Source organism: Rhizobium aethiopicum (assembly GCF_900094625.1).
Classification (GTDB): domain Bacteria; phylum Pseudomonadota; class Alphaproteobacteria; order Rhizobiales; family Rhizobiaceae; genus Rhizobium; species Rhizobium aethiopicum.
In genome coordinates, this window is record NZ_FMAJ01000008.1 from 231185 (window position 1) to 249984 (window position 18800).

General features: G+C 64.0%; 18 protein-coding genes and 1 pseudogene. 9 read left to right on the forward strand and 10 right to left on the reverse strand.

Going from position 1 to position 18800, the window contains the following annotated elements:
- Positions 1-1425, reverse strand: a complete 1425-nt coding sequence (gene thrC / locus GA0061105_RS18850) for a threonine synthase (protein ID WP_092752122.1) — start codon at positions 1423-1425, stop codon at positions 1-3.
- A gap of 2 nt (positions 1426-1427) precedes the next feature.
- Here thrC and GA0061105_RS32885 point away from each other — a divergent pair, with 2 nt between their 5' ends.
- Together GA0061105_RS32885 and GA0061105_RS18855 are read left to right on the forward strand one after the other, a co-directional pair.
- A complete protein-coding gene (locus tag GA0061105_RS32885) occupies positions 1428-1631 on the forward strand; it encodes a hypothetical protein (protein ID WP_167358564.1) in 204 nt (67 codons plus the stop codon).
- Between the two features lie 56 nt (positions 1632-1687).
- On the forward strand, positions 1688-2335 hold the full coding sequence (locus GA0061105_RS18855; protein ID WP_208601669.1) for a hypothetical protein: 648 nt from the start codon (positions 1688-1690) through the stop codon (positions 2333-2335).
- 328 nt (positions 2336-2663) lie between these two features.
- On the opposite strand, the gene GA0061105_RS18860 is transcribed toward GA0061105_RS18855, so the two are convergent.
- Together GA0061105_RS18860 and GA0061105_RS18865 are read right to left on the reverse strand one after the other, a co-directional pair.
- A complete protein-coding gene (locus GA0061105_RS18860; RefSeq protein ID WP_092752126.1) occupies positions 2664-3353 on the reverse strand; it encodes an HAD family hydrolase in 690 nt (229 codons plus the stop codon).
- Positions 3354-3511: 158 nt separating this feature from the next.
- Positions 3512-4899: pseudogene (locus GA0061105_RS18865) on the reverse strand (MFS transporter).
- A gap of 117 nt (positions 4900-5016) precedes the next feature.
- Here GA0061105_RS18865 and GA0061105_RS18870 point away from each other — a divergent pair.
- Positions 5017-5916: a LysR family transcriptional regulator gene (locus tag GA0061105_RS18870; protein ID WP_064686236.1), complete on the forward strand. Its 900-nt coding sequence runs from the start codon at positions 5017-5019 to the stop codon at positions 5914-5916.
- A gap of 111 nt (positions 5917-6027) precedes the next feature.
- Here GA0061105_RS18870 and GA0061105_RS18875 read toward each other — a convergent pair whose 3' ends face one another.
- From GA0061105_RS18875 to GA0061105_RS18890, 4 genes are all read right to left on the reverse strand, one after another.
- Positions 6028-6471 carry a hypothetical protein gene (locus GA0061105_RS18875; protein ID WP_092752128.1) on the reverse strand — a complete coding sequence of 148 codons (444 nt, stop codon included), beginning with the start codon at positions 6469-6471 and terminating at the stop codon, positions 6028-6030.
- Positions 6472-6480: 9 nt separating this feature from the next.
- Positions 6481-6825 (reverse strand): hypothetical protein, encoded by a 345-nt coding sequence (locus tag GA0061105_RS18880; RefSeq protein ID WP_064694098.1) that lies wholly within the window; start codon positions 6823-6825, stop codon positions 6481-6483.
- A gap of 51 nt (positions 6826-6876) precedes the next feature.
- Positions 6877-7347, reverse strand: a complete 471-nt coding sequence (locus GA0061105_RS18885) for a hypothetical protein (protein ID WP_064694099.1) — start codon at positions 7345-7347, stop codon at positions 6877-6879.
- Between the two features lie 217 nt (positions 7348-7564).
- On the reverse strand, positions 7565-8251 hold the full coding sequence (locus GA0061105_RS18890) for an ArsR/SmtB family transcription factor (protein WP_092752130.1): 687 nt from the start codon (positions 8249-8251) through the stop codon (positions 7565-7567).
- Positions 8252-8320: 69 nt separating this feature from the next.
- Here GA0061105_RS18890 and GA0061105_RS18895 point away from each other — a divergent pair, with 69 nt between their 5' ends.
- The 3 genes from GA0061105_RS18895 to GA0061105_RS18910 all read left to right on the forward strand — a co-directional run bounded on the left by GA0061105_RS18895 (position 8321) and on the right by GA0061105_RS18910 (position 10858).
- Positions 8321-8650 (forward strand): NIPSNAP family protein, encoded by a 330-nt coding sequence (locus GA0061105_RS18895; protein WP_092752132.1) that lies wholly within the window; start codon positions 8321-8323, stop codon positions 8648-8650.
- On the forward strand, positions 8647-8997 hold the full coding sequence (locus tag GA0061105_RS18900) for an antibiotic biosynthesis monooxygenase family protein (RefSeq protein WP_092752134.1): 351 nt from the start codon (positions 8647-8649) through the stop codon (positions 8995-8997). Before GA0061105_RS18895 ends, GA0061105_RS18900 begins: the two co-directional genes overlap by 4 nt.
- A 730-nt stretch (positions 8998-9727) precedes the next feature.
- Positions 9728-10858, forward strand: a complete 1131-nt coding sequence (locus GA0061105_RS18910; RefSeq protein WP_092752138.1) for a site-specific DNA-methyltransferase — start codon at positions 9728-9730, stop codon at positions 10856-10858.
- 111 nt (positions 10859-10969) lie between these two features.
- On the opposite strand, the gene GA0061105_RS18915 is transcribed toward GA0061105_RS18910, so the two are convergent.
- Genes GA0061105_RS18915 through mutY form a run of 3 tightly spaced genes read right to left on the reverse strand, consistent with a single transcriptional unit; the run spans position 10970 to position 13049 of the window.
- Complete coding sequence (locus GA0061105_RS18915) at positions 10970-11335, reverse strand: nuclear transport factor 2 family protein (protein ID WP_092752140.1); 366 nt, start codon at positions 11333-11335, stop codon at positions 10970-10972.
- Positions 11336-11340: 5 nt separating this feature from the next.
- Positions 11341-11955, reverse strand: a complete 615-nt coding sequence (locus tag GA0061105_RS18920) for an HAD family hydrolase (RefSeq protein WP_092752142.1) — start codon at positions 11953-11955, stop codon at positions 11341-11343.
- 2 nt (positions 11956-11957) lie between these two features.
- Positions 11958-13049 (reverse strand): A/G-specific adenine glycosylase, encoded by a 1092-nt coding sequence (mutY, locus tag GA0061105_RS18925; protein ID WP_092752144.1) that lies wholly within the window; start codon positions 13047-13049, stop codon positions 11958-11960.
- A 108-nt stretch (positions 13050-13157) separates the two neighbouring features.
- Between mutY and GA0061105_RS18930 the strand changes: the two genes are divergently transcribed.
- From GA0061105_RS18930 to GA0061105_RS18945, 3 genes are all read left to right on the forward strand, one after another.
- Positions 13158-13655 carry a DUF721 domain-containing protein gene (locus GA0061105_RS18930; RefSeq protein ID WP_092752146.1) on the forward strand — a complete coding sequence of 166 codons (498 nt, stop codon included), beginning with the start codon at positions 13158-13160 and terminating at the stop codon, positions 13653-13655.
- 341 nt (positions 13656-13996) lie between these two features.
- On the forward strand, positions 13997-14767 hold the full coding sequence (locus tag GA0061105_RS18935; protein ID WP_425348772.1) for a DsbA family protein: 771 nt from the start codon (positions 13997-13999) through the stop codon (positions 14765-14767).
- A gap of 279 nt (positions 14768-15046) precedes the next feature.
- A complete protein-coding gene (locus tag GA0061105_RS18945) occupies positions 15047-18508 on the forward strand; it encodes a chromosome segregation SMC family protein (RefSeq protein WP_092752148.1) in 3462 nt (1153 codons plus the stop codon).
- Positions 18509-18800 lie beyond the last annotated feature (292 nt).

Here is an 18800-nt window from a genome sequence, read left to right on the forward strand (position 1 = left end):
CTATCTTTCTGCGCCTGCCGTCTTTTCGCTGCGGGCGTGATCGCCGATAAAGGTCTCAACGGCTTTCAGCTCCGGGTTGATAATCTGGAAACGCTCCTCCCTTTGCATCAGACCAGCAAGCCACGTCGGAAGCGCCGGGTCAATACCGCAGGCCGATTTTACGGCGGCGGGGAATTTCGCCGGATGCGCGGTCGCAAGCGTCACCATCGGTGTATTCGGCTTCTCTTTCTTGGCGGCGACGAAGACGCCGATCGCCGAATGCGGATCGAGGAGATAACCGGTCTCGGCATGGACTTGGCGGATCGTCTCGGCGACCTGCCTTTCGCTGGCGCGCCCGGCGCGGAAGTCGCGGCGGATCGCCTTCAGCGCTTGGCCGCCGATCTCGAAGCCATTGGATTGCTTGAGGCTTTCCATTGCCGCGCGCACCTTCGAGGCATCGCGCCCATAGGCTTCGAACAGCAGCCGCTCGAAGTTCGACGAGATCTGGATGTCCATCGACGGCGAGGTCGTCGCCTTGACCGCCTTCATGTCATAGCGGCCGGTCTTCAGCGTCCGCGCCAGGATGTCGTTCTCGTTGGTGGCGATGACCAGCCGGTCGATCGGCAGTCCCATGCGCTTGGCGCAGTAGCCGGCGAAGATATCGCCGAAATTGCCGGTGGGTACCGTGAACGAGATTTTCCGGTCCGGCCCGCCGAGCGCCACCGCCGCCGTGAAATAATAGACGATCTGGGCCATGATGCGCGCCCAGTTGATCGAATTGACGCCCGACAAACCGACCTTGTCGCGGAAGGCCGCGTCGTTGAACATCGCCTTCACCAGGTTCTGGCAGTCGTCGAAATTGCCCTCGACGGCAAGCGCATGCACATTCGACGAAGTCGACGTTGTCATCTGCCGCTGCTGCACCGGCGAGACCTTGCCGTGCGGGAAGAGGATGAAGATATCGGTGCGCTGGCGCCCGGCGAAGGCATCGATCGCCGCGCCGCCGGTATCGCCCGAAGTGGCGCCGACGATCGTCGCCCGCTCGCCGCGCTTTTCCAGCGCATAATCCATCAGCCGGGCAAGCAGCTGCATCGCCACGTCCTTGAAAGCGAGCGTCGTGCCGTGGAACAGCTCCATGACGAAGCTGTTCGGCCCGGTCTGGACGAGCGGGGCGATCGCCGGATGGCGGAAGGTGGCGTAGGCCTCGTCGATCATCGCCCGGAAGGTCGCCGCGGGGATTTCGCCATTGGTGAAGGGCGACAGGATGGTGAAGGCGATCTCCTGATAGCTCTTGCCCCTCAGCGCGCGGATCTCCTTCTTCGAAAACTGCGGCCACTCCCGGGGAACATAGAGCCCGCCATCGCGCGCCAGTCCCGTCAGCAGGGCGTCGCAAAAGCCGAGGGCAGGGGCCTCGCCGCGGGTCGAGATATAGTCCACGTTGGTCATCCTTGATCTATCGCTGGAAGAAATTTGGCCGGGCCGAGCCGTGGCCCGCTCTGCCGGAAACCGGCAAGGGGCTGCCTTCAGGCCATACCATTGCCGTTATCTTGTTGAAGTTGCCCGCATCCGGCGGCGAAAAGTGCATCAAAACGGCGCGTACCCAATCGATTTTTGTTTGCGCCGCTGATATAGACCATCGCAAACCGTCGTGAAAGGCCTCGCGAAAAAGACGGGGGCCTCCAAGAAACGCTTGTGCAAAGGGTGGAACATAGTGCTCGGCAAGGTCTCGCGTCTTATCATCTCCGCTTCTTTCGTTGCCCTGCTTGCCGGCTGCAACTCGCTCGGCATCGGCGGCGACAGCAAGCCGGAGGCGGCGCCGACGCAGCCGAACGGCAATGCCCAGATCATGCCGCTGGCGCCGGCCAATCCCTCCTCGAACAACCCCTCGATCGGTACCGCCAAGACGGCCCAGGGCGCCGTCGCTCCCGTCGTCCAGGGCGCCTGCCCGCAGATCTTCCTGCGTGACCAGGATGCGATCTTCCGCACCTATGCCAAGGGCAAGAAGGACGACCCGCAGCAGATCGTCTTCCAGGCCTCCTTCGGCGATTACACCCGTCAATGCACGCTGAACGACACGGCCCTGACGATGACCGTTGTTGCCCAGCTGCGCCTCATCACCGGCCCGGCCGGCAATCCCGGCCCGGTGACGCTGCCGGTCCGCGTCACCATCCTCGATGGCGAGAACGTGCTCTATTCCGAGGTCACCAAGTTCCCGACCGAGATCCCCGCGGGCTCCCCGGGCACGCAGGTCATCTTCCGCAAGGAAGGCATCCAGATTCCGGTTGGCGCCGGCGCGTTGGTGCGCGTCAATATCGGCTTCGAGACCCAGCCGGCGAAGAGCAAGAAGAGCAGCTGAGCTATCACCGGAAAAGCGGACTTGGCCCACAGCGTCCGGATCATGTGACATCCCAGCCCTGGGAGATCGGCGAGGGCGGCCCCTCATCCGCCTGCCGGCACCTTCTCCCCGCCAGCGGGGAGAAGGGGATATGCTGCAACCTCTCGATCCTCCGCTGACCTCTCGCAGGGCACGTCCCCTCGCCCCGTTTACGGGGAGAGGGTTAGGGTGAGGGGCTGCTATCGGTACGACCCGGGCAGTGGGCGGGGCAGGCCCGAGAATGACGGAGCGGGGAGCCTGAGCAATTCCCAGTGAAGGGGCGGGTGCGGGCCGACCCCAGCACCTAAACCTAAAGCACGCCTTCCCAGGCAGCCAGCGCGGCAACCACGCCCGGCAGGTCGTTCATGCGGGAGATCACCGTTTCGGCGCCGGCATCGGTCAGTTTGTCGGCATGGGCAGGGTAGCTGTGCGAGGCGCCGGTAAAGCCGATGACGCGCATGCCGGCGGCGCGCGCCGCATGCACGCCGTGCACGGAATCCTCGACGACGACAGTTTTGTCGGACGAGACGCCCATGCGGCTTGCGCCGTGCAGGAAGATATCCGGCTTCGGCTTGACGCGGTCGGCGCCGAGATCCTTGGCGGAGAAGATGTTGGGTGCAAACAGCGGCTTCAGTCCGACCTTGCCCAGCATCATGTCGAGCCGCTTGGTGCTCGAATTCGAGCAGATGCAGCGCTTCATCGGCAGCCGGGAGACGGCGAATTCGACGCCTGGGATCGCCTTGACGTCATTCGCCAGCCTCATGTCGAGCAGCTTCTCGGACTTATCAAGCAGGGAGGCGGAAAACGGGATGCTGGCCTCGCGCTCGACCTGCAGCAGGATGTTGTGCCAGGTCATGCCGGCGAAACGCTCGCCCATTTCCTCGACGCTGATCGGATATCCGGCGTCCGTCAACAGCGCGGATTCGACCCCCGCGGCGATGATTTCGGAATCGACCAGAACGCCGTCGCAGTCGAAGATGATGAGGTCGAAGCCGTCCATATGTTCACGCCTTGCTGGAAATCCGGGTCTTATCAGGGGATGCTGCGGCTTTACACGATGGCAGGCCAAAGCTCAACCTGAACGCAAGCATGGCTGCGATGCGGCAGGCGACCGGCTCGATGGAACCACTGTCGCCGGACGCCCATGAAGCGGGCAGTTCAGGCCGCTGCAGGCTGCCCCGCCACTTCGTAACGAGCCCGGCTCAGACTGACCAGGCCGGCGATGGCAGTGCAGCCGGCTGCAATGGCGACCGCGAAGTCGAGCGCTGCCGATAACGGCAGCGTTGCGAAAATGATCGACATCGAGACCCCGCCCAGGGTCTGGCCGAGAAGCCGCGCGGTCCCTTGCATGGCGCCGGCCGCACCGCTTCTGGCTTTCGGTGCCGAAAGCAGCAGAATTCGGTTGTTGGGAGTCTGGAACAGTCCGAAGCCGAGGCCGGCGATCACCGTGCCGACGAGAAATCCGATACCTCTCGGGTCTGGCGGCGTGAGACCGGCCACGAGAAGGCCAAGCGCCATAAGCGCCCCGCCGATTGCACAAAGCCATGACGTCTTGACCCGGTTTGCCAGACGTCCCGAGATCGGCGCGATGATTGCGGTCGCGGCAGGCCAGGGCATCATGTAGAGACCAGCCAGAACCGGCGTCATGTGCAGCCTGTGTTGGAGGTAGAAGGGCAGGGCGATGTAGCTCAGCATCTGTCCGCAGAAGCAGGAGATCGAGGCGATCACCGCCATGCGGAATGCCGGCGCCGCCAACAGGTCCGTGGGAAACAGAGGTACGTCACTGTTTCGTTCCAGACGCAGCAGGCCGAACAGGCAGGCGAGTGAGGCGGCGATGAGGGCGGCACCGCTGACCGGCGCGGTGGCTATCCGGTCGGCGCCTGAGAAGAACAGGATGAACATCAGCGTATTGGCCAGCAACGCCTTCGCCTTCAGCTTCCGCTTCGCGCCTTCAACGTGGCCGAGCAGGCCGCCGCCGAGGAGAACGATGACCCCGAGCGGTATATTGACGGCAAACAGCCAAGGCCAGGTCGTGACGGAAAGGATGGCGCCGGCAATTCCGGGGCCGGCGGCGGAGGAAATTGCGATGACCATGGCATTGATGCCGATGATCGGGCCCAGCATGCGTTGCGGCAAGGCCTGGCGCAGGTTCATCATCGCCAGCGCCATGATCGCGCCCGCGCCAAGGCCCTGCGCGAAACGCGCAAGGATCAGCAAGGGCAGGTCGTCCGCCAAGGCGCAGCCTGCGGAAGCCGCGGTGAACAGCGCGACGCCGATCAGGAAGACCCGCCGGGCGCCGTAAATCTCGCCGAGCGCCCCACATGAAGAATGGCGACGAGCACGGCCAGCTGGTAGGCCGAGACGACCCATACGGTGTTATCCGCTTCCGCCTGCAGCGAGAGCGCAATCGACGGCAAGGCGACATTGGCGATCGCTCCATCCAATACGACGAGAACAACCGCCAGAAGCAGAAGGGCGACCGCCAGATAGCGTCGGGGCGATGCCAGACCTTCTTGAGAAACGGGTGCGGTGTAGCTGAGAGACATGGGAAATCCTCGGTGTGCCTGGGATGGGGATTAGTTAGTCCCAGCCGGGCCATTGCGCCAGACGCAACGGAAGCAATGCTCAGTTGCGCGTGGCGCCACGTTTGGTAGGATCGCGCCATGTCTGATCTCGATCTGAACCTTCTCGTCGCGCTGGACGCTTTGCTGGCCGAGCGAAGCGTATCGGCTGCCGCACGCCGCCTTGGCCTCAGCACATCCGCCATGAGCCGGACACTGTCACGCTTGAGGACTGCGCTCGGTGATCCGATCCTGGTGCCGGCAGGCCGCGGCATGGTGGCGACACCCCATGCCCTGGCCATTGCCGAAGACGTGCATCTGTTGAAAGACGCTGTGAAAGCGGTGCTGAGTCCGCCGTCGACCGTCGACATTCGGGAGGTGCGGCGCCACTTCACGATCCGCGCCAATGAAGCCTTCGTGCTTCTCTACGCCGCGGATCTGAGCGCTGCAGTGACGAATGCTGCACCGGGAATAAGGCTTCGTTTTGCGCCGAGATCCGACAAGGACGTTCAGGCTTTGCGGGAGGCGGCGATAGATCTGGACATCGGTGTGCTCCCGCGCGACAGCGGCGAGCTGCGTTGCCAGAGCCTCTTCGAGGATCGGTTCGTTGGCGTTGCAAGGGTGGGGCATCCGATCTTCGACGCAGATCGGATAACGGCCGAGCGCTATGCCGCCTGCGGCCACGTGCTTTTCTCGACGCAGGCGGACTACGCCGGTCCGGTCGACAGGGCGCTCGCCGAACTGGGCTTGGATCGGGATGCCAGACTGATCGTGCCAAGTTTCCCGGCGGTGATCGCCGTTGCAGCCTCATCCGATCTGATCGGTTCGGTTCCGAAGTCTTATTGCAAATCCGCCGCGATGAGGGAGATCAGAACCTTCGACCTGCCGGTCGCCGTGCCGGGTTTCAACATCGTTCAGGCCTGGCACCCGCGCATGGACGCTGATCCCGCTCATCGCTGGCTGAGGGCACTTATTTTCGAGACGTTCCACTCGATGAACTGAACACGGTCAGGGTCGGCTCTTCACGAGGGCGCATAATGTCAGAAGCGCTTCGACGCCGGCCCATAGAGGCCATGGGCTCGCCTCGGTTCGAGTGAAGCGAGCCCTTCTGACCTACTGCTCCGGCAGGATGATTTTATTGGTGGTGGTACTCTTGACCGGCTTCTCGCCGGGCACATGCGACATGGTGCGGGTCGTGCTCTGCAGCGTGTCGCCATCGGTGCTGGTCTTGGTGCGGGACTTGCTGAACGTCCCCTGATCAACCGCCTGGGCCTTGGTCTGCGCCTTGAGCTTGTCGCCATTGTCGTTGACATGCGTCTTGCTCTGCGCCTTGCCGTCGGTGGTGGCCGCACTTCCGCCCGATCCGATCGAGGATGTCGTGCCGCCGTCGGTCTGGCAGGCGCCTGCCGTTCCGGCCGAGCTGGCGGATGTGCCGCCGGCCGAAGCGCTTCCAGCCGTTCCGACGGTTCCGGCCGCATTGCATTCCTCCGCAAGGACGGCCGGGCTCGAGGCGAAGAGCGCGATCGCGGCGGCTGCGATAAGATTGATTGGTTTCATTGCCATCTCCTATTTGTTCGGCTTGGTGATGGAACAGGTTCCATCGGAGCGCTTCGTGATGACGGTGCCGTCCGGCCGCGTGATGCTTGCGGTGGAAAAACTGTCGACGCTACCCGATCCGGCCGAGGAGCCGGCGGAGGCGGATGACGAAGAAGAGCTGCTCGAGCCGCCGGCGGTCGTTGTCGACGAAGACACGTGACCGTTGCCCGCAGTCACCGTGGTCGATGTGTCCCCCGCCTGCGACTGGACGATGGTGCATGTCGTTCCGTCGTCGAGCTTGATCTCTTCGGCCATTGTCGGGCCGGCGATCATGGCGAGCGAAGCCGTCAGTGCGATTGTGGAAAACCGGGTCATGGGTTTATCTCCAAGGGGTTTGGCCGGCGCCCTTAAGGCGCCGGCCCTGGATCATTTGCAATCCTCGGTGCCGGCGGCGTCCTTCTTGACCTGGCCGGGCGCGCAACCCTTCTTGCCCTGGTTGTCATGCGAGGTGCCTGCCGCACTGCTGCCGGTGCCGACGGTGCTGCCGGTCTTGTCTCCGTCCGCAGACGAAGCCCCGGTCCCGACGCTCGAGGCCGAATTGGCGTCGCCTGAACCCGCGGCCGAGCCGCCGGTGCCGACCGTGCTGCTGGAGGTGCCGCCGCCCGCCGACGAGCCGCCGGTGGCGGTCGTCGAGGACGTGCCTGAATTGCAGGTGGTCGTACCATCAGGGCAGGTGCCGCCGGCAGAGCTGCCACCAGTACCGACCGTGCTGCTCGCAGTTCCGCCGCCGGCCGTCGAACCGCCGGTGCCGACCGTGCTCGATGACTGGGCGAAGCCGGACGCCGCCGTACCGGCCAGAAGGGCCGCCGCCAATGCGAGATGTGTTACTTTCATCATAGGGTATTCCTCCGATTGTTTGTCAGTCGCCGCCACATCTGCAATGGATGGGCGGCTGTTTGACAAACGACGGTTTTATCCGGCTGTTCCTGTCGTGGGACCTCAGTCGGACGGGCGTCGGACCTTGGCCTGATTTTGTGGGAGCCGCGGTGAGTGCAACCGATCAGCCCTGAAACGCCGGTGGCCGGTGGAGCACATCGGTACAGAAACGCGACAACTACATCTCAACCGGAAACAGCCTCAGGAACTGCCGGTCGCCTTCCGGCGAGAAGGTGATCGAGCGGCTCTCGGCGGTGCGCCGGGCCCAGCCCTTGTCGAGGAAGCTTGCAAGCAGCGCCTTGCCGAGGCTGCCGGCAAGATGGGCGCGCCTTTCGCTCCAGTCGAGGCAGGAGCGGCAGAGCGGGCGGCGCGAGGATCTGAGATTGCCGACGTCGATGCCGATGCGGGCAAGATCGCTCTCGCCCTTTTCCGTCAGGGCCAGACCCTCTCCGACCGCCTCGATCGCGCCTGAGGCGATCAGGCTGTCGAGCATGCGCACGCCGTAATCGCCTGCCAGATGATCGTAGCAGATGCGCGCCTTGCGCAGCGCCGGCTCCTTCGGGCCGGGCCGGTGGCGCAGATGCCCGCGTCCGGCGGCAAAGCCCATCATGCTTTCGATCAGCCGGGCGGCGGCCTCGTCGGCGAGCGTGAAATAGCGGTGGCGCCCCTGCTTGCGCTGGCTCAGCAGGCCGCCGGCTTCGAGTTTGGCCAGATGCGTGCTTGCCGTCTGCAGCGTGATGCCGCCAACGCCGGCAAGCTCGGTCGCCGTCAGCGCCCGCCCGCCGGTCAGCGCCGCCAGCATATTGGCGCGGGCGGGGTCGCCGATGAGCGCACCGATCTGGGCAATGTCCGGACCTTCCTTCATAGTTCGATCGTAACCGAAGCATTGTCGCCAGGCAATGTGCGAAAACGGGGAAGCACAAAGGAGAACCCGATGATCACCTGCTTCATCCGCTATCAGATCGATCCCTTCAACAAGGAGGCCTTTGCCGAATATGCCCGCAACTGGGGCCAGGCGATCCCGAGGAATGGCGCCGATCTGATCGGCTATTTCGCCCCGCATGAGGGATCGGCGACGACGGCCTACGGAGTCTACAACATCGAAAGCCTCGCCGCCTACGAAGCCTACCGCGCACGGCTGGCTGCCGATCCGCTCGGCCGCGACAATTACGAATTCGCCAAGCATGAGCGTTTCATCCTGAAGGAGGATCGGATCTTCCTGAAAAACGTCTCCGCTCCCCACGCCAAGCTGGTGTTGCCATGATCGCCGTCATCTTCGAAGTCGTGCCCTATATGGGCGAACGCCACAAATATCTCGATCTCGCCGGTGAATTGCGCGCCGAGCTCGAAACGATCGATGGCTTCATCTCGATCGAGCGTTTCGAGAGCCTGACCAACCGCGGCAAGCTGCTGTCGCTCTCCTTCTTCCGCGATGAGGCAGCGGTCAAGGAATGGCGTAACCGCGAGGCCCATCGCGCCGCCCAGCAGGCCGGCCGCGGCGGCGTCTTCGCCGACTACCGGCTGCGGATCGCCAGTGTCGTGCGCGATTACGGCATGTTCGAACGCGAGGAGGCGCCGAGTGATAGCCGCAGCGTTCATGACGCGGCCTAATCCGAGAGGCGAGGGCCGCTGAACACTTAAGGACATACGGATTGTGTCGCCTGCTGAATGAATTTTTGCGGGCGATGCTGGGTGTTGTTGACAAAGCGCCTTTTGGCGAACGTATCTGCGCCATGTAACGGTCAGGAGCGAAGCAGGTTGGAGAGACCGGAGGATTTTTGGGCACAGCTTTCGGATGAAAGAACAGGATACTCGATCATAATCGAAGATGACGGTGCGAAGGGCTATGCATATCTCTTGGATTCCGAGGGAGGGATTGTCAGCGATGTTTGGCTGTACAATCGCGGTCCTGCACCTGAGACAGTCGATTGGAGCGACCCTTCAAAACTGCCTTTTTCAAATCCGGCAGAATTCGTAAGCAATGTCGATTTCAGACCGATAGGAAGCACCTCCGAGCTACTGGTTCAGTGGCAGCAACCTGCCGATCGGCTGATTGAGGCGCAGCTATGGGTACGTGGACAACTATTCGCGATACTGCAACAGGGGGTCGCGCCTGGGAGGTCACGGCTCGCTGCCAAGGACGGCCCTTTGGCGAGGGTGTTGGAACTTAGCAAGAGCGGAGAGTGAACTCGTTCAGCCACCAGGCAGGCAGCCGTGCGGCCGGCCGAGCCGACTGTCGCCACAATAAATTCCCGAAATCGGTCATCGCTTCAGGCTTTGGTAACTAAGTTGGGTAACCATAACGGAGAGTTAAGCGTAAAGCGTATGAGTGAGTATCAGAATGGCGTCAGTTTTTCCGCTTGCCGACCTCAAGGCTTCCGTCAAGGCGGACTCCTGGGTTGACACGATCATCAAGGGCGACTGCGTGAGCGCCCTTGAAGCCTTGCCCAACCACTCCGTCGATGTGATCTTCGCCGACCCGCCGTATAATCTCCAGCTCGGCGGAACGCTGCATCGTCCCGACCAGTCCCTGGTCGATGCCGTCGATGACGAATGGGATCAGTTCGCCTCCTTCGAGGCCTATGACGCTTTCACCCGCGCCTGGCTGCTCGCCTGCCGCAGGGTGCTCAAGCCGACCGGCTCGATCTGGGTGATCGGCTCCTATCACAATATCTTCCGCGTCGGCGCCACGCTGCAGGATCTGAATTTCTGGATCCTCAACGACATCATCTGGCGCAAGACCAATCCCATGCCGAATTTCAAGGGCCGCCGTTTCCAGAACGCCCATGAGACGATGATCTGGGCGAGCCCGAATGCCAAGGCCAAGGGCTATACCTTCAACTACGATGCGATGAAGGCCGCCAATGACGACGTGCAGATGCGTTCCGACTGGCTGTTCCCGATCTGCAACGGCAATGAACGCCTGAAGGGCGAGGACGGCAAGAAGGTGCATCCGACCCAGAAGCCGGAAGCGCTGCTTGCCCGGGTCATCATGGCTTCGACCAAACCCGGCGATATCGTGCTCGATCCCTTCTTCGGTTCGGGAACGACGGGCGCCGTCGCCAAGCGTCTCGGCCGCCACTTCGTCGGCATCGAGCGCGAGCAGGACTATATCGATGCGGCATCGGCCCGCATCGCCGCCGTCGAGCCGCTCGGCAAGGCGGAACTGACCGTCATGACCGGCAAGAAGGCCGAGGTTCGCGTCGCCTTCAACGTGCTGGTCGAAAGCGGCCTCATCAAGCCCGGCCAGGTGCTGACCGACGCCAAGCGCCGCTACAGCGCGATCGTGCGCGCCGACGGCACGGTAGCCTCCGGCGGCGAGGCCGGCTCCATTCATCGTCTCGGCGCCAAGGTGCAGGGGCTCGATGCATGCAACGGATGGACCTTCTGGCACTTCGAAGAAGGGCAGTCCCTGCGCCCGATCGACGATCTCAGGTCCGTCATCCGCAGTGATCTGGCAAAGGTGGATTGAGCAGCGCCTTCGCGGGATCGAGATACCTTCTTCCGGTTTCCTCCAGTTGCGGAAGAAGACCAAGGCGCCCGGGGTTTCAACCTCGGGCGTCTTCTATTTCAGCATCACCGGTCAAAACGACTTGTAGTCGGTAACCTCGACCCGCGTGATGCGGCCATCTTCATTGAAGGTGATCGTCTCCTCGCCCTCGCGCACCAGCGGCTTGCCGGTCCGGCTGTTCGTGGCGCGGAGCGACCAGACGGCGCGGCCGGACAGCGGCGTCAGCCGCTCCACAAGCGAATTCTCGGCCGTCTGATCGGGGTAGTCGTCGAAATAGCGCCGGAAGGCGGCCATGATCTCGGGTCGCCCGGAAAGGCTGCCGACGCCGTTCGAGACATAGGTCGCATCCTCAGCGAAATAGCCCTCGATAGCAGGAAAATCGAGCGCATTGATCGCGGCGTGGAAGCGTTCGATTTCCTCTGCCGGGTCGAAGGCCATTGATATCAGACCCTCAAGCCATGGGCGGCGAGATCGCTGCGCAGCTTCTCCGTGCCCGAAAACAGCACCGCGTTCCAGCCGAAAGCCCTGGCGCCTTCGACATTGGCCGGCGCGTCGTCGATGAAGATCGTTGCGGCGGGATCGAGGCCGAAGCTTTTCGTATGCGTCTCATAGATCGCGATGTCAGGCTTGATCAAGCCGACATCGCCGGAAACGGTGACGCCGCGCGGTTTCGTCAGGAACGGGAAGCGCTGCTGCGCTTCGCGAAAAGTGTCGGAGGCGAAATTGGTGAGCATCGTCACGTCGCGGCCCTCGTCGATCAGTCCCTCCATGATCGCGACGCTCTCCTCATAGGCGTGCGGCACCATCTCGTGCCAGTATTTGCGGAAGGCGCGGATATGCTCCTCGCGCGTCGGATGTGCTTCGATCAGCAGCGCTTCGGCGTCCGCCCAGGTACGGCCGCGGTCCTGCTCGACGTTCCAGTCATGGGTGCAGATATTGGCGAAGAACCAGTTGCGCTCGGCCTCGTCGGGAATGAGGCGGGCGAAGGGAAGGTGCGGATCGTAATGAATGAGAACTTTGCCGATGTCGAAAACGATATGCTTTATTTCGGAGGTCATGTTTATGCCCTGGATGTTTTGAACGCGAGAGGAATAGCCGCTGCGATCGCTTTTTTCATGACGGTCGGCAAGGCCTGAGCTTCAAGATTTGTAACCGGCTCCCACCATCCGTCATTGGTATCGAACGGGCCGGAGATCGCCGCCCGCCAGATCGACAGCCTGAGCTCGAAATGGGTGAAGACATGGGTGATGGTGCCGCTGGCCTGCCATGCCGCGTCGAAGGGCGCGGCCGTGACGGATGTTTCGCCGTCGAGGCGCGCCGTCCAGGCTGATGTCGGCACCTCGGTCATGCCGCCGAGCAGGCCGCTTTCGGCGCGCCGCCTGAGCAGGATCTCGCCCTCTCCAGTCACCGCGACGAAGGCCGCGCCACGGCGCACCGGCTTTTCCTTCTTCGCCGCCTTGACCGGAAAGAACTCGGGATCGGAAGATTTCAGCGCCTGACAGGCATCGCGGAACGGACAGAGCGAACAGGCCGGCCGCTTCGGCGTGCAGATCGTCGCCCCGAGATCCATCATCGCCTGGGCGAAATCGCCGGGCCGGCCCGACGGCGTCATCAGCGCCACCTTTTCCTTCATCGCCGGCTTGGCGCCCGGAAGCGGCGCTTCGATGGCATAAAGCCTGGAGATCACCCGCTCGACATTGCCGTCCATCACGGCGGCCTGCCGGTTGAAGGCGATCGCCGCGACGGCGGCCGCGGTATAGTCGCCGATGCCGGGGAGCGATTTCAGTCCCTCTTCGGTGTCGGGAAACATGCCGCGATGTTCCTTTGCCACCGCCTCGGCGCATTTCTTCAGATTGCGGGCCCGAGCGTAATAGCCGAGCCCGGCCCAGGCGGCCATCACCTCGTCGTTCTCGGCCGCGGCAAGATCGGTCACTTCGGGCCAGCGCTGAAGAAACTTCTCGAAATAGGGTTTGACCGCCTGCACTGTCGTCTGCTGCAGCATCACTTCGGAAAGCCAGACACGATAGGGATCGGCCCGGACGCCACGCGCCGCCATGCCGGGCGAAACGCGCCAGGGCAGATCGCGGTGGTGGCGGTCGTACCAGTCGAGGAGGGGCTTTGCCGAGGGCGTGTCGAGTGTCGTGATCGTCATGATTTGCCGGGATCGGGGGAAGTGCCTATACTTGGCGAAGCAATGCCGCGCGATCAAGTCGGTCCCGTCAATTCCCTGTGCGGTTGGTAGGGGCACCCAAGGTTTTCGATGAGTTATCCACGCAAAGGTGCAAAACAGATTTCCGAGCTGGCGAACGGGCTGATCGATCCCGTCCTTGCGCGGCGCGCCGGCATCAATACGGCGCTGCTCGGCTCCTGGAGCGAAATCGCCGGCGAGGATTTCGCCGATTGCACCCGGCCGGAAAAGATCGCCTGGGCCCGCGGCGGCGGTGACGACGGCAGCTTCCGCCCCGGCGTGCTGACGATCGCCTGTGAAGGCGCGCGCGCGCTTTTCCTCACCCATGCCCAGGGCGAACTCATCCAGCGCATCAACAGCTTCTTCGGCTTCGCCGCCGTCCACCAGATCCGCATCGTCCAGAAGCCGGTCTCCCAGGCCATCCGTCGCTCCCGCACGCCGCCGCCGCTGAAAGGCGAAGCCGCCCGCAAGCTCGAAGGCATGATGGAGGGGATAGAAGGCGATAAGCTGCGCCAGGCGATCCAGCGCTTGGGCACAGCGGTGATGGGCAAGCGGGGGAGAGGGCGCTAGAGGGGGTTCTCCCAATCCATTCTGCATCCGTCAGCCTGAGCATGGATCCCAGGCTCAAGGCCTGGGATGACGGAGATTGGGGAACGCAATCGGCAAGAGGCGCTATGCGGCCACCTCTTAGTCCGTCGTGGCAAGGGCGATGTGTGCCTCCAGGATGAGACTGATACCGTACAACTGATCGAGCGTATGGCGCGTCATTGAATCCATTGATTTGGTCAGCGGTCCCATCACGGTCACAATTCTTTGAAGGAAGTTGGCCAACCGTGCCTTGTAGGCGGCTGCCGGCCGTTATATCGCACAGTCACGCCGTCACTCTCATTACTTATGGGGAACCCATGCAGATGTCCGAAATGCAACTGACGAAACGCCGCCTCCTCGGTGGGATCGCCATCGCCGCAGCTGCCGCAGCGCTTGCCGCCTGCAACGACAGCAAGGACGCTGCCGATGCGTCGTCTTCCGGCAAGACCATGGCCGACGGCACAGATGTCGATACAATGCAGACGGCGGCCACCTCGGCGACCGAGATGCCGCAGGCCGACGGCGATGTCGACATGGCCGAGGTGCTGAAGCCCGGCGCGCTGCCGGAGATGGCGCTTGGCAAGGCCGACGCTCCGGTCAAGATCGTCGAATATATGTCGATGACCTGCCCGCATTGCGCCCATTTCCACAACACCACCTTCGACACGATCAAGCAGAAATATATCGATACCGGCAAGGTGCAGTTCATTATCCGCGAATTCCCCTTCGATCCGCGCGCCGCCGCCGCCTTCATGCTCGCCCGCTGCAACGCCTCCAGCCCGGAGCAATTGAGCACGCCGGAACAGTATTTCCCGATGGTCTCAATGCTGTTCAAGCAGCAGCAGGTCTGGGCTGCCGCCGAAGATGGCCGCGCCGCACTGCTGCAGATGTCCAAGCTTGCCGGATTTACTGAGGATAGCTTCACGAAATGCTTGACGAACCAGAAGCTTCTGGATGAAGTGAACGCCACGCGGGAAAGAGGATCCAAGGATTTCGGCGTCGACGCCACGCCAACGTTCCTCATCAATGGCAAGCGCTATTCTGGAGACATGCCGGTTGACACCATGTCGAAGCTCATCGACAGCCTCATCTGAACCGGACCGTTCGACCATTGCGGGCGACGGCGAAAGCCGTGCGCCCGTTTTTTTGTGGCGCGGTGGCGGCAGGGAATACCCCCCTCTGTCCTGCCGGACATCTCCCCCACAAGGGGGGAGATCGGCTGGGGGCAATGTCTCGGCTTTCGTGACCGCTCCGCGCAGACGCTCGCGTATTTGGCGAAGCCCTAGCCACTTGCTGATCTCCCCCCTTGTGGGGGAGATGCCCGGCAGGGCAGAGGGGGGTGCTACCTCCACCCTCCGCCGCGGAGCTTCCGCATGAAGTTCAACAAGCTGCGCCTGGTCGGCTTCAAATCCTTCGTCGAGCCGACGGAATTCATCATCGAACGGGGGCTGACCGGCGTCGTCGGTCCGAACGGCTGCGGCAAGTCCAACCTCGTCGAGGCGCTGCGCTGGGTGATGGGCGAGAATTCCTACAAGAACATGCGCGCCTCCGGCATGGACGACGTGATCTTTTCCGGTTCGGGAAACCGCCCGGCCCGCAACACGGCCGAAGTGGCCCTCTATCTCGACAATGGCGAGCGCACCGCGCCGGCCGCCTTCAACGACAGCGACGAGATCCAGGTCACCCGCCGCATCGAGCGCGAACAGGGTTCGCTCTATCGCATCAACGGCAAGGAAAGCCGCGCCAAGGATGTGCAGCTATTGTTTGCCGACGCCTCCACCGGCGCCCGTTCGCCCTCGATGGTCGGTCAGGGCCGCATCGGCGAGCTGATCCAGGCAAAGCCGCAGGCCCGCCGCCAGCTGTTGGAAGAGGCGGCCGGCATCTCCGGCCTGCATTCGCGCCGCCATGAGGCGGAGCTGCGGCTGCGCGCCGCCGAAACCAATCTCGAGCGCCTCGACGACGTCACCTCGCAGCTCGAAAGCCAGATCGAGAGCCTGAAGCGCCAGGCCCGCCAGGCCAACCGCTTCAAGACGCTGTCGGCCGATATCCGCGCCCGCGAGGCGATGCTGCTGCATATCCGCTGGGTGCAGGCCAAGGAGGCCGAGGCCGAGGCCGACAGCGCCCTCAATCAGGCAACCGTCATCGTCGCCGAAAAGGCGCAAGCGCAGATGGAGGCGGCCAAGCAGCAGGGTATTGCCAGCCTCAAGCTGCCGGAACTGCGCGAGGGCGAGGCCCGCGCCGCCGCCGCCCTGCAACGCCTGCAGATTGCAAGGAGTCAGCTTGAGGAGGATGCCGGCCGCATCCTGCGCCGTCGCGACGAGCTGACCCGCCGTCTAGCCCAGCTTGCCGAGGATATTCGCCGCGAGGAGCGGCTGGTGGCCGATAATGCCGTCATCCTCGCCAAGCTCGACGCCGAAGAGTCCGAAATTTCCGAAATCCTCGCCGATTCCGGCCGTCTTGCCGAGGAAACCCGCGAGGCTTTCGACACTGCCGCCGCAAAACTCGCCGACAGCGAACGTATCTTCACCCAGCTGACCGCCGAGCGCGCCGAGGCGGCCGCCGGCCGCAACCAGCTGGAGCGCGCCATCCGCGATCTCGCCGACCGCCGCATGCGCCTGGAGCGCCAGATGGACGAAGCGAACGCGGAATTGTCGGCCATCGCAGAGAAGATATCAGGCCTGGCCGATCCCGAGGAGAAACGGGCGATCGTCGAAGCCGGTGAAATCGCGCTTGCCGATGCCGAGGCCGCCGCCCAGACGGTCGAACAGGCGCTGGCTGCCGCCCGCCAGGCCGAGGCACTGTCGCGTGCCCCGGTCGATCAGGCCCGCGCCGGCCTGAATGCGCTGGAAACCGAGGCCCGCACCATTTCCCGCATGCTCGCCGCCGGTGCTGCCGCCGGCAAGTTTCCGCCGGTTGCCGAGGAGCTGAAGGTCGATCGCGGCTTCGAGACGGCGCTGGGTGCAGCACTCGGCGACGATCTGGAATCGCCGCTCGATGCCGAGGCGCCGGCCCATTGGTCGGAGAATGGCGATGGCGCTGGCGATCCCCCGCTGCCGGAAGGCGTCGTGCCGCTCATCACCCATATCAGCGCGCCACCAGCTCTCACCCGCCGCCTGCGCCAGATCGGTCTGGTCGGGGAAGGGGACGCGCGCTCGCTGATGGCGGCGCTGAAGCCCGGCCAGCGGCTGGTGACGAAGGAGGGCGCCGTCTATCGCTGGGACGGCCACGTCACCGGTGCCGACGCGCCAAGCGCTGCGGCGCTGCGCCTTGCCCAGAAGAACCGCCTTGGCGAACTCGAAAGCGAAGCGGCAATCGCCCGTGACGTGCTTGCCGAGGCCGAGGAGCGGCAGGCTGCCGCCGCCGATGCCATCCGCATCGAGGAGCGGCGGCTGGCCGAGGCCCGCGACATGAGCCGGCTTTCGGCGCGTCATCTCGGCGAAGCGCGCGAGGCGCTGGCTGCCGCCGAGCGTGCTTCCGGTGATCTCATCCGTCGCCGCGACGTGGTCAGCGAGGCTGCCAGCCAGCTGGGGGCGCAATTGGAGGAGATCGGCGTCCAGGAAGAAAATGCCCGCATCGAGCTGGAGGACGCGCCTGACCTCACGCAGATCGACGAACGGCTGCGTTTCCAGCAGGCGGAAGTGGCGACCGACCGCGGCACGCTCGCCGAGGCGCGCGCCCGTCATGAAAGCCTCGCCAGGGAGAACGAGGCCCGCCAGCGCCGCATCATGGCGATCGGCCAGGAGCGCGAAACCTGGCGCCAGCGGGCGGCAAGCGGCGAGGATCATGTCGCCACACTGCGCGAGCGCGAGGAAGAGGCGCGCGAAGAGGCGGCCGAGCTCGAAATGGCGCCGGATGAATTCGACGACAAGCGTCGCGCTTTGCTCAGCGAATTGCAGAAGGCCGAGGAGGCGCGGCGAAATGCCGGCGATCTGCTCGCCGAAGCCGAACGCATCCAGCGCGAGGCCGACCACAGGGCGGCGACCGCGCTTTCCGAGCTTGCTGAATACCGCGAACGCCGCGGCCGCGCCGAGGAGCGCCTGGTTTCCGCCCGCGAGCGGCGGCAGGAAAGCGAAAGCCGCATCCGTGAGGCGCTGAACGTGCCGCCGCATGAGGCGCTGCGGCTCGCCGGCCTCCAGCCGCTGCAGGCGCTGCCTGATCCGCGCGAGGTCGAGCGCGATCTCGAGCGGCTGAAGATGGAGCGCGAGCGGCTCGGCGCCGTCAATCTGCGCGCCGACGAGGAGCAGAAGGAACTGAGCGAGAAGCTCGAAGCCTTGATCAAGGAGCGCGACGACGTCATCGATGCGATCCGCAAGCTGCGCGGCGCCATCCAGAGTTTGAACCGCGAGGGCCGCGAGCGCCTGGTCGCCGCCTTCGACGTCGTCAACGGCCAGTTCCAGCGGCTGTTCACCCATCTTTTCGGCGGCGGCACCGCCGAGCTGCAGCTGATCGAATCCGACGATCCGCTGGAAGCCGGCCTCGAAATCCTGGCACGGCCGCCCGGCAAGAAGCCGCAGACCATGACGCTGCTGTCGGGCGGCGAGCAGGCGCTGACGGCGATGGCGCTGATCTTCGCCGTCTTCCTCACCAATCCGGCGCCGATCTGCGTGCTCGACGAAGTCGACGCACCGCTCGACGACCACAATGTTGAGCGCTATTGCAACCTCATGGACGAAATGGCGGCCTCGACCGAAACCCGCTTCGTCATCATCACCCACAATCCAATCACCATGGCCCGCATGAACCGCCTCTTCGGCGTCACCATGGCCGAACAGGGCGTCTCCACGCTCGTCTCGGTCGACCTGCAGACCGCGGAACGCCTGCGCGAAATCGCCTGAAATCGTCCGCGGGAGCCGTGGATCCCAGGCTCCAGGCCTGGGATGACGGAGATTGAGGGGACGGAGCGGCAGGAGGCGCGGCCGGCAGGAGGCCGGACAGACAGGGCGCCGCCGAATCGTATTTAGCGATCCATCGCTGTTTTGCTGCGGCTGTCACCCCACCCTCCGTCCTCCTCGGGCTTGACCCGAGGATCCATGCCGCATCCACCAGCGCCAGGCCGTGGATCCCAGGCTCAAGGCCTGGGATGACGGAGAACGAGGGGACGGACCGGCAGGAAGCGCGGACCGGCAG

What these genes read in the sequence shown, in the direction of transcription:
- thrC (WP_092752122.1), bottom strand. Translation starts at nt 1,425, where the DNA reads ATGACCAACGTGGACTATATCTCGACCCGCGGCGAGGCCCCTGCCCTC.
- GA0061105_RS18860 (WP_092752126.1), bottom strand. Translation starts at nt 3,353, where the DNA reads ATGGACGGCTTCGACCTCATCATCTTCGACTGCGACGGCGTTCTGGTC.
- GA0061105_RS18870 (WP_064686236.1), top strand. Translation starts at nt 5,017, where the DNA reads ATGTCTGATCTCGATCTGAACCTTCTCGTCGCGCTGGACGCTTTGCTG.
- GA0061105_RS18875 (WP_092752128.1), bottom strand. Translation starts at nt 6,471, where the DNA reads ATGAAACCAATCAATCTTATCGCAGCCGCCGCGATCGCGCTCTTCGCC.
- GA0061105_RS18880 (WP_064694098.1), bottom strand. Translation starts at nt 6,825, where the DNA reads ATGACCCGGTTTTCCACAATCGCACTGACGGCTTCGCTCGCCATGATC.
- GA0061105_RS18885 (WP_064694099.1), bottom strand. Translation starts at nt 7,347, where the DNA reads ATGATGAAAGTAACACATCTCGCATTGGCGGCGGCCCTTCTGGCCGGT.
- GA0061105_RS18890 (WP_092752130.1), bottom strand. Translation starts at nt 8,251, where the DNA reads ATGAAGGAAGGTCCGGACATTGCCCAGATCGGTGCGCTCATCGGCGAC.
- GA0061105_RS18895 (WP_092752132.1), top strand. Translation starts at nt 8,321, where the DNA reads ATGATCACCTGCTTCATCCGCTATCAGATCGATCCCTTCAACAAGGAG.
- GA0061105_RS18900 (WP_092752134.1), top strand. Translation starts at nt 8,647, where the DNA reads ATGATCGCCGTCATCTTCGAAGTCGTGCCCTATATGGGCGAACGCCAC.
- GA0061105_RS18910 (WP_092752138.1), top strand. Translation starts at nt 9,728, where the DNA reads ATGGCGTCAGTTTTTCCGCTTGCCGACCTCAAGGCTTCCGTCAAGGCG.
- GA0061105_RS18915 (WP_092752140.1), bottom strand. Translation starts at nt 11,335, where the DNA reads ATGGCCTTCGACCCGGCAGAGGAAATCGAACGCTTCCACGCCGCGATC.
- GA0061105_RS18920 (WP_092752142.1), bottom strand. Translation starts at nt 11,955, where the DNA reads ATGACCTCCGAAATAAAGCATATCGTTTTCGACATCGGCAAAGTTCTC.
- mutY (WP_092752144.1), bottom strand. Translation starts at nt 13,049, where the DNA reads ATGACGATCACGACACTCGACACGCCCTCGGCAAAGCCCCTCCTCGAC.
- GA0061105_RS18930 (WP_092752146.1), top strand. Translation starts at nt 13,158, where the DNA reads ATGAGTTATCCACGCAAAGGTGCAAAACAGATTTCCGAGCTGGCGAAC.
- GA0061105_RS18935 (WP_425348772.1), top strand. Translation starts at nt 13,997, where the DNA reads ATGTCCGAAATGCAACTGACGAAACGCCGCCTCCTCGGTGGGATCGCC.
- GA0061105_RS18945 (WP_092752148.1), top strand. Translation starts at nt 15,047, where the DNA reads ATGAAGTTCAACAAGCTGCGCCTGGTCGGCTTCAAATCCTTCGTCGAG.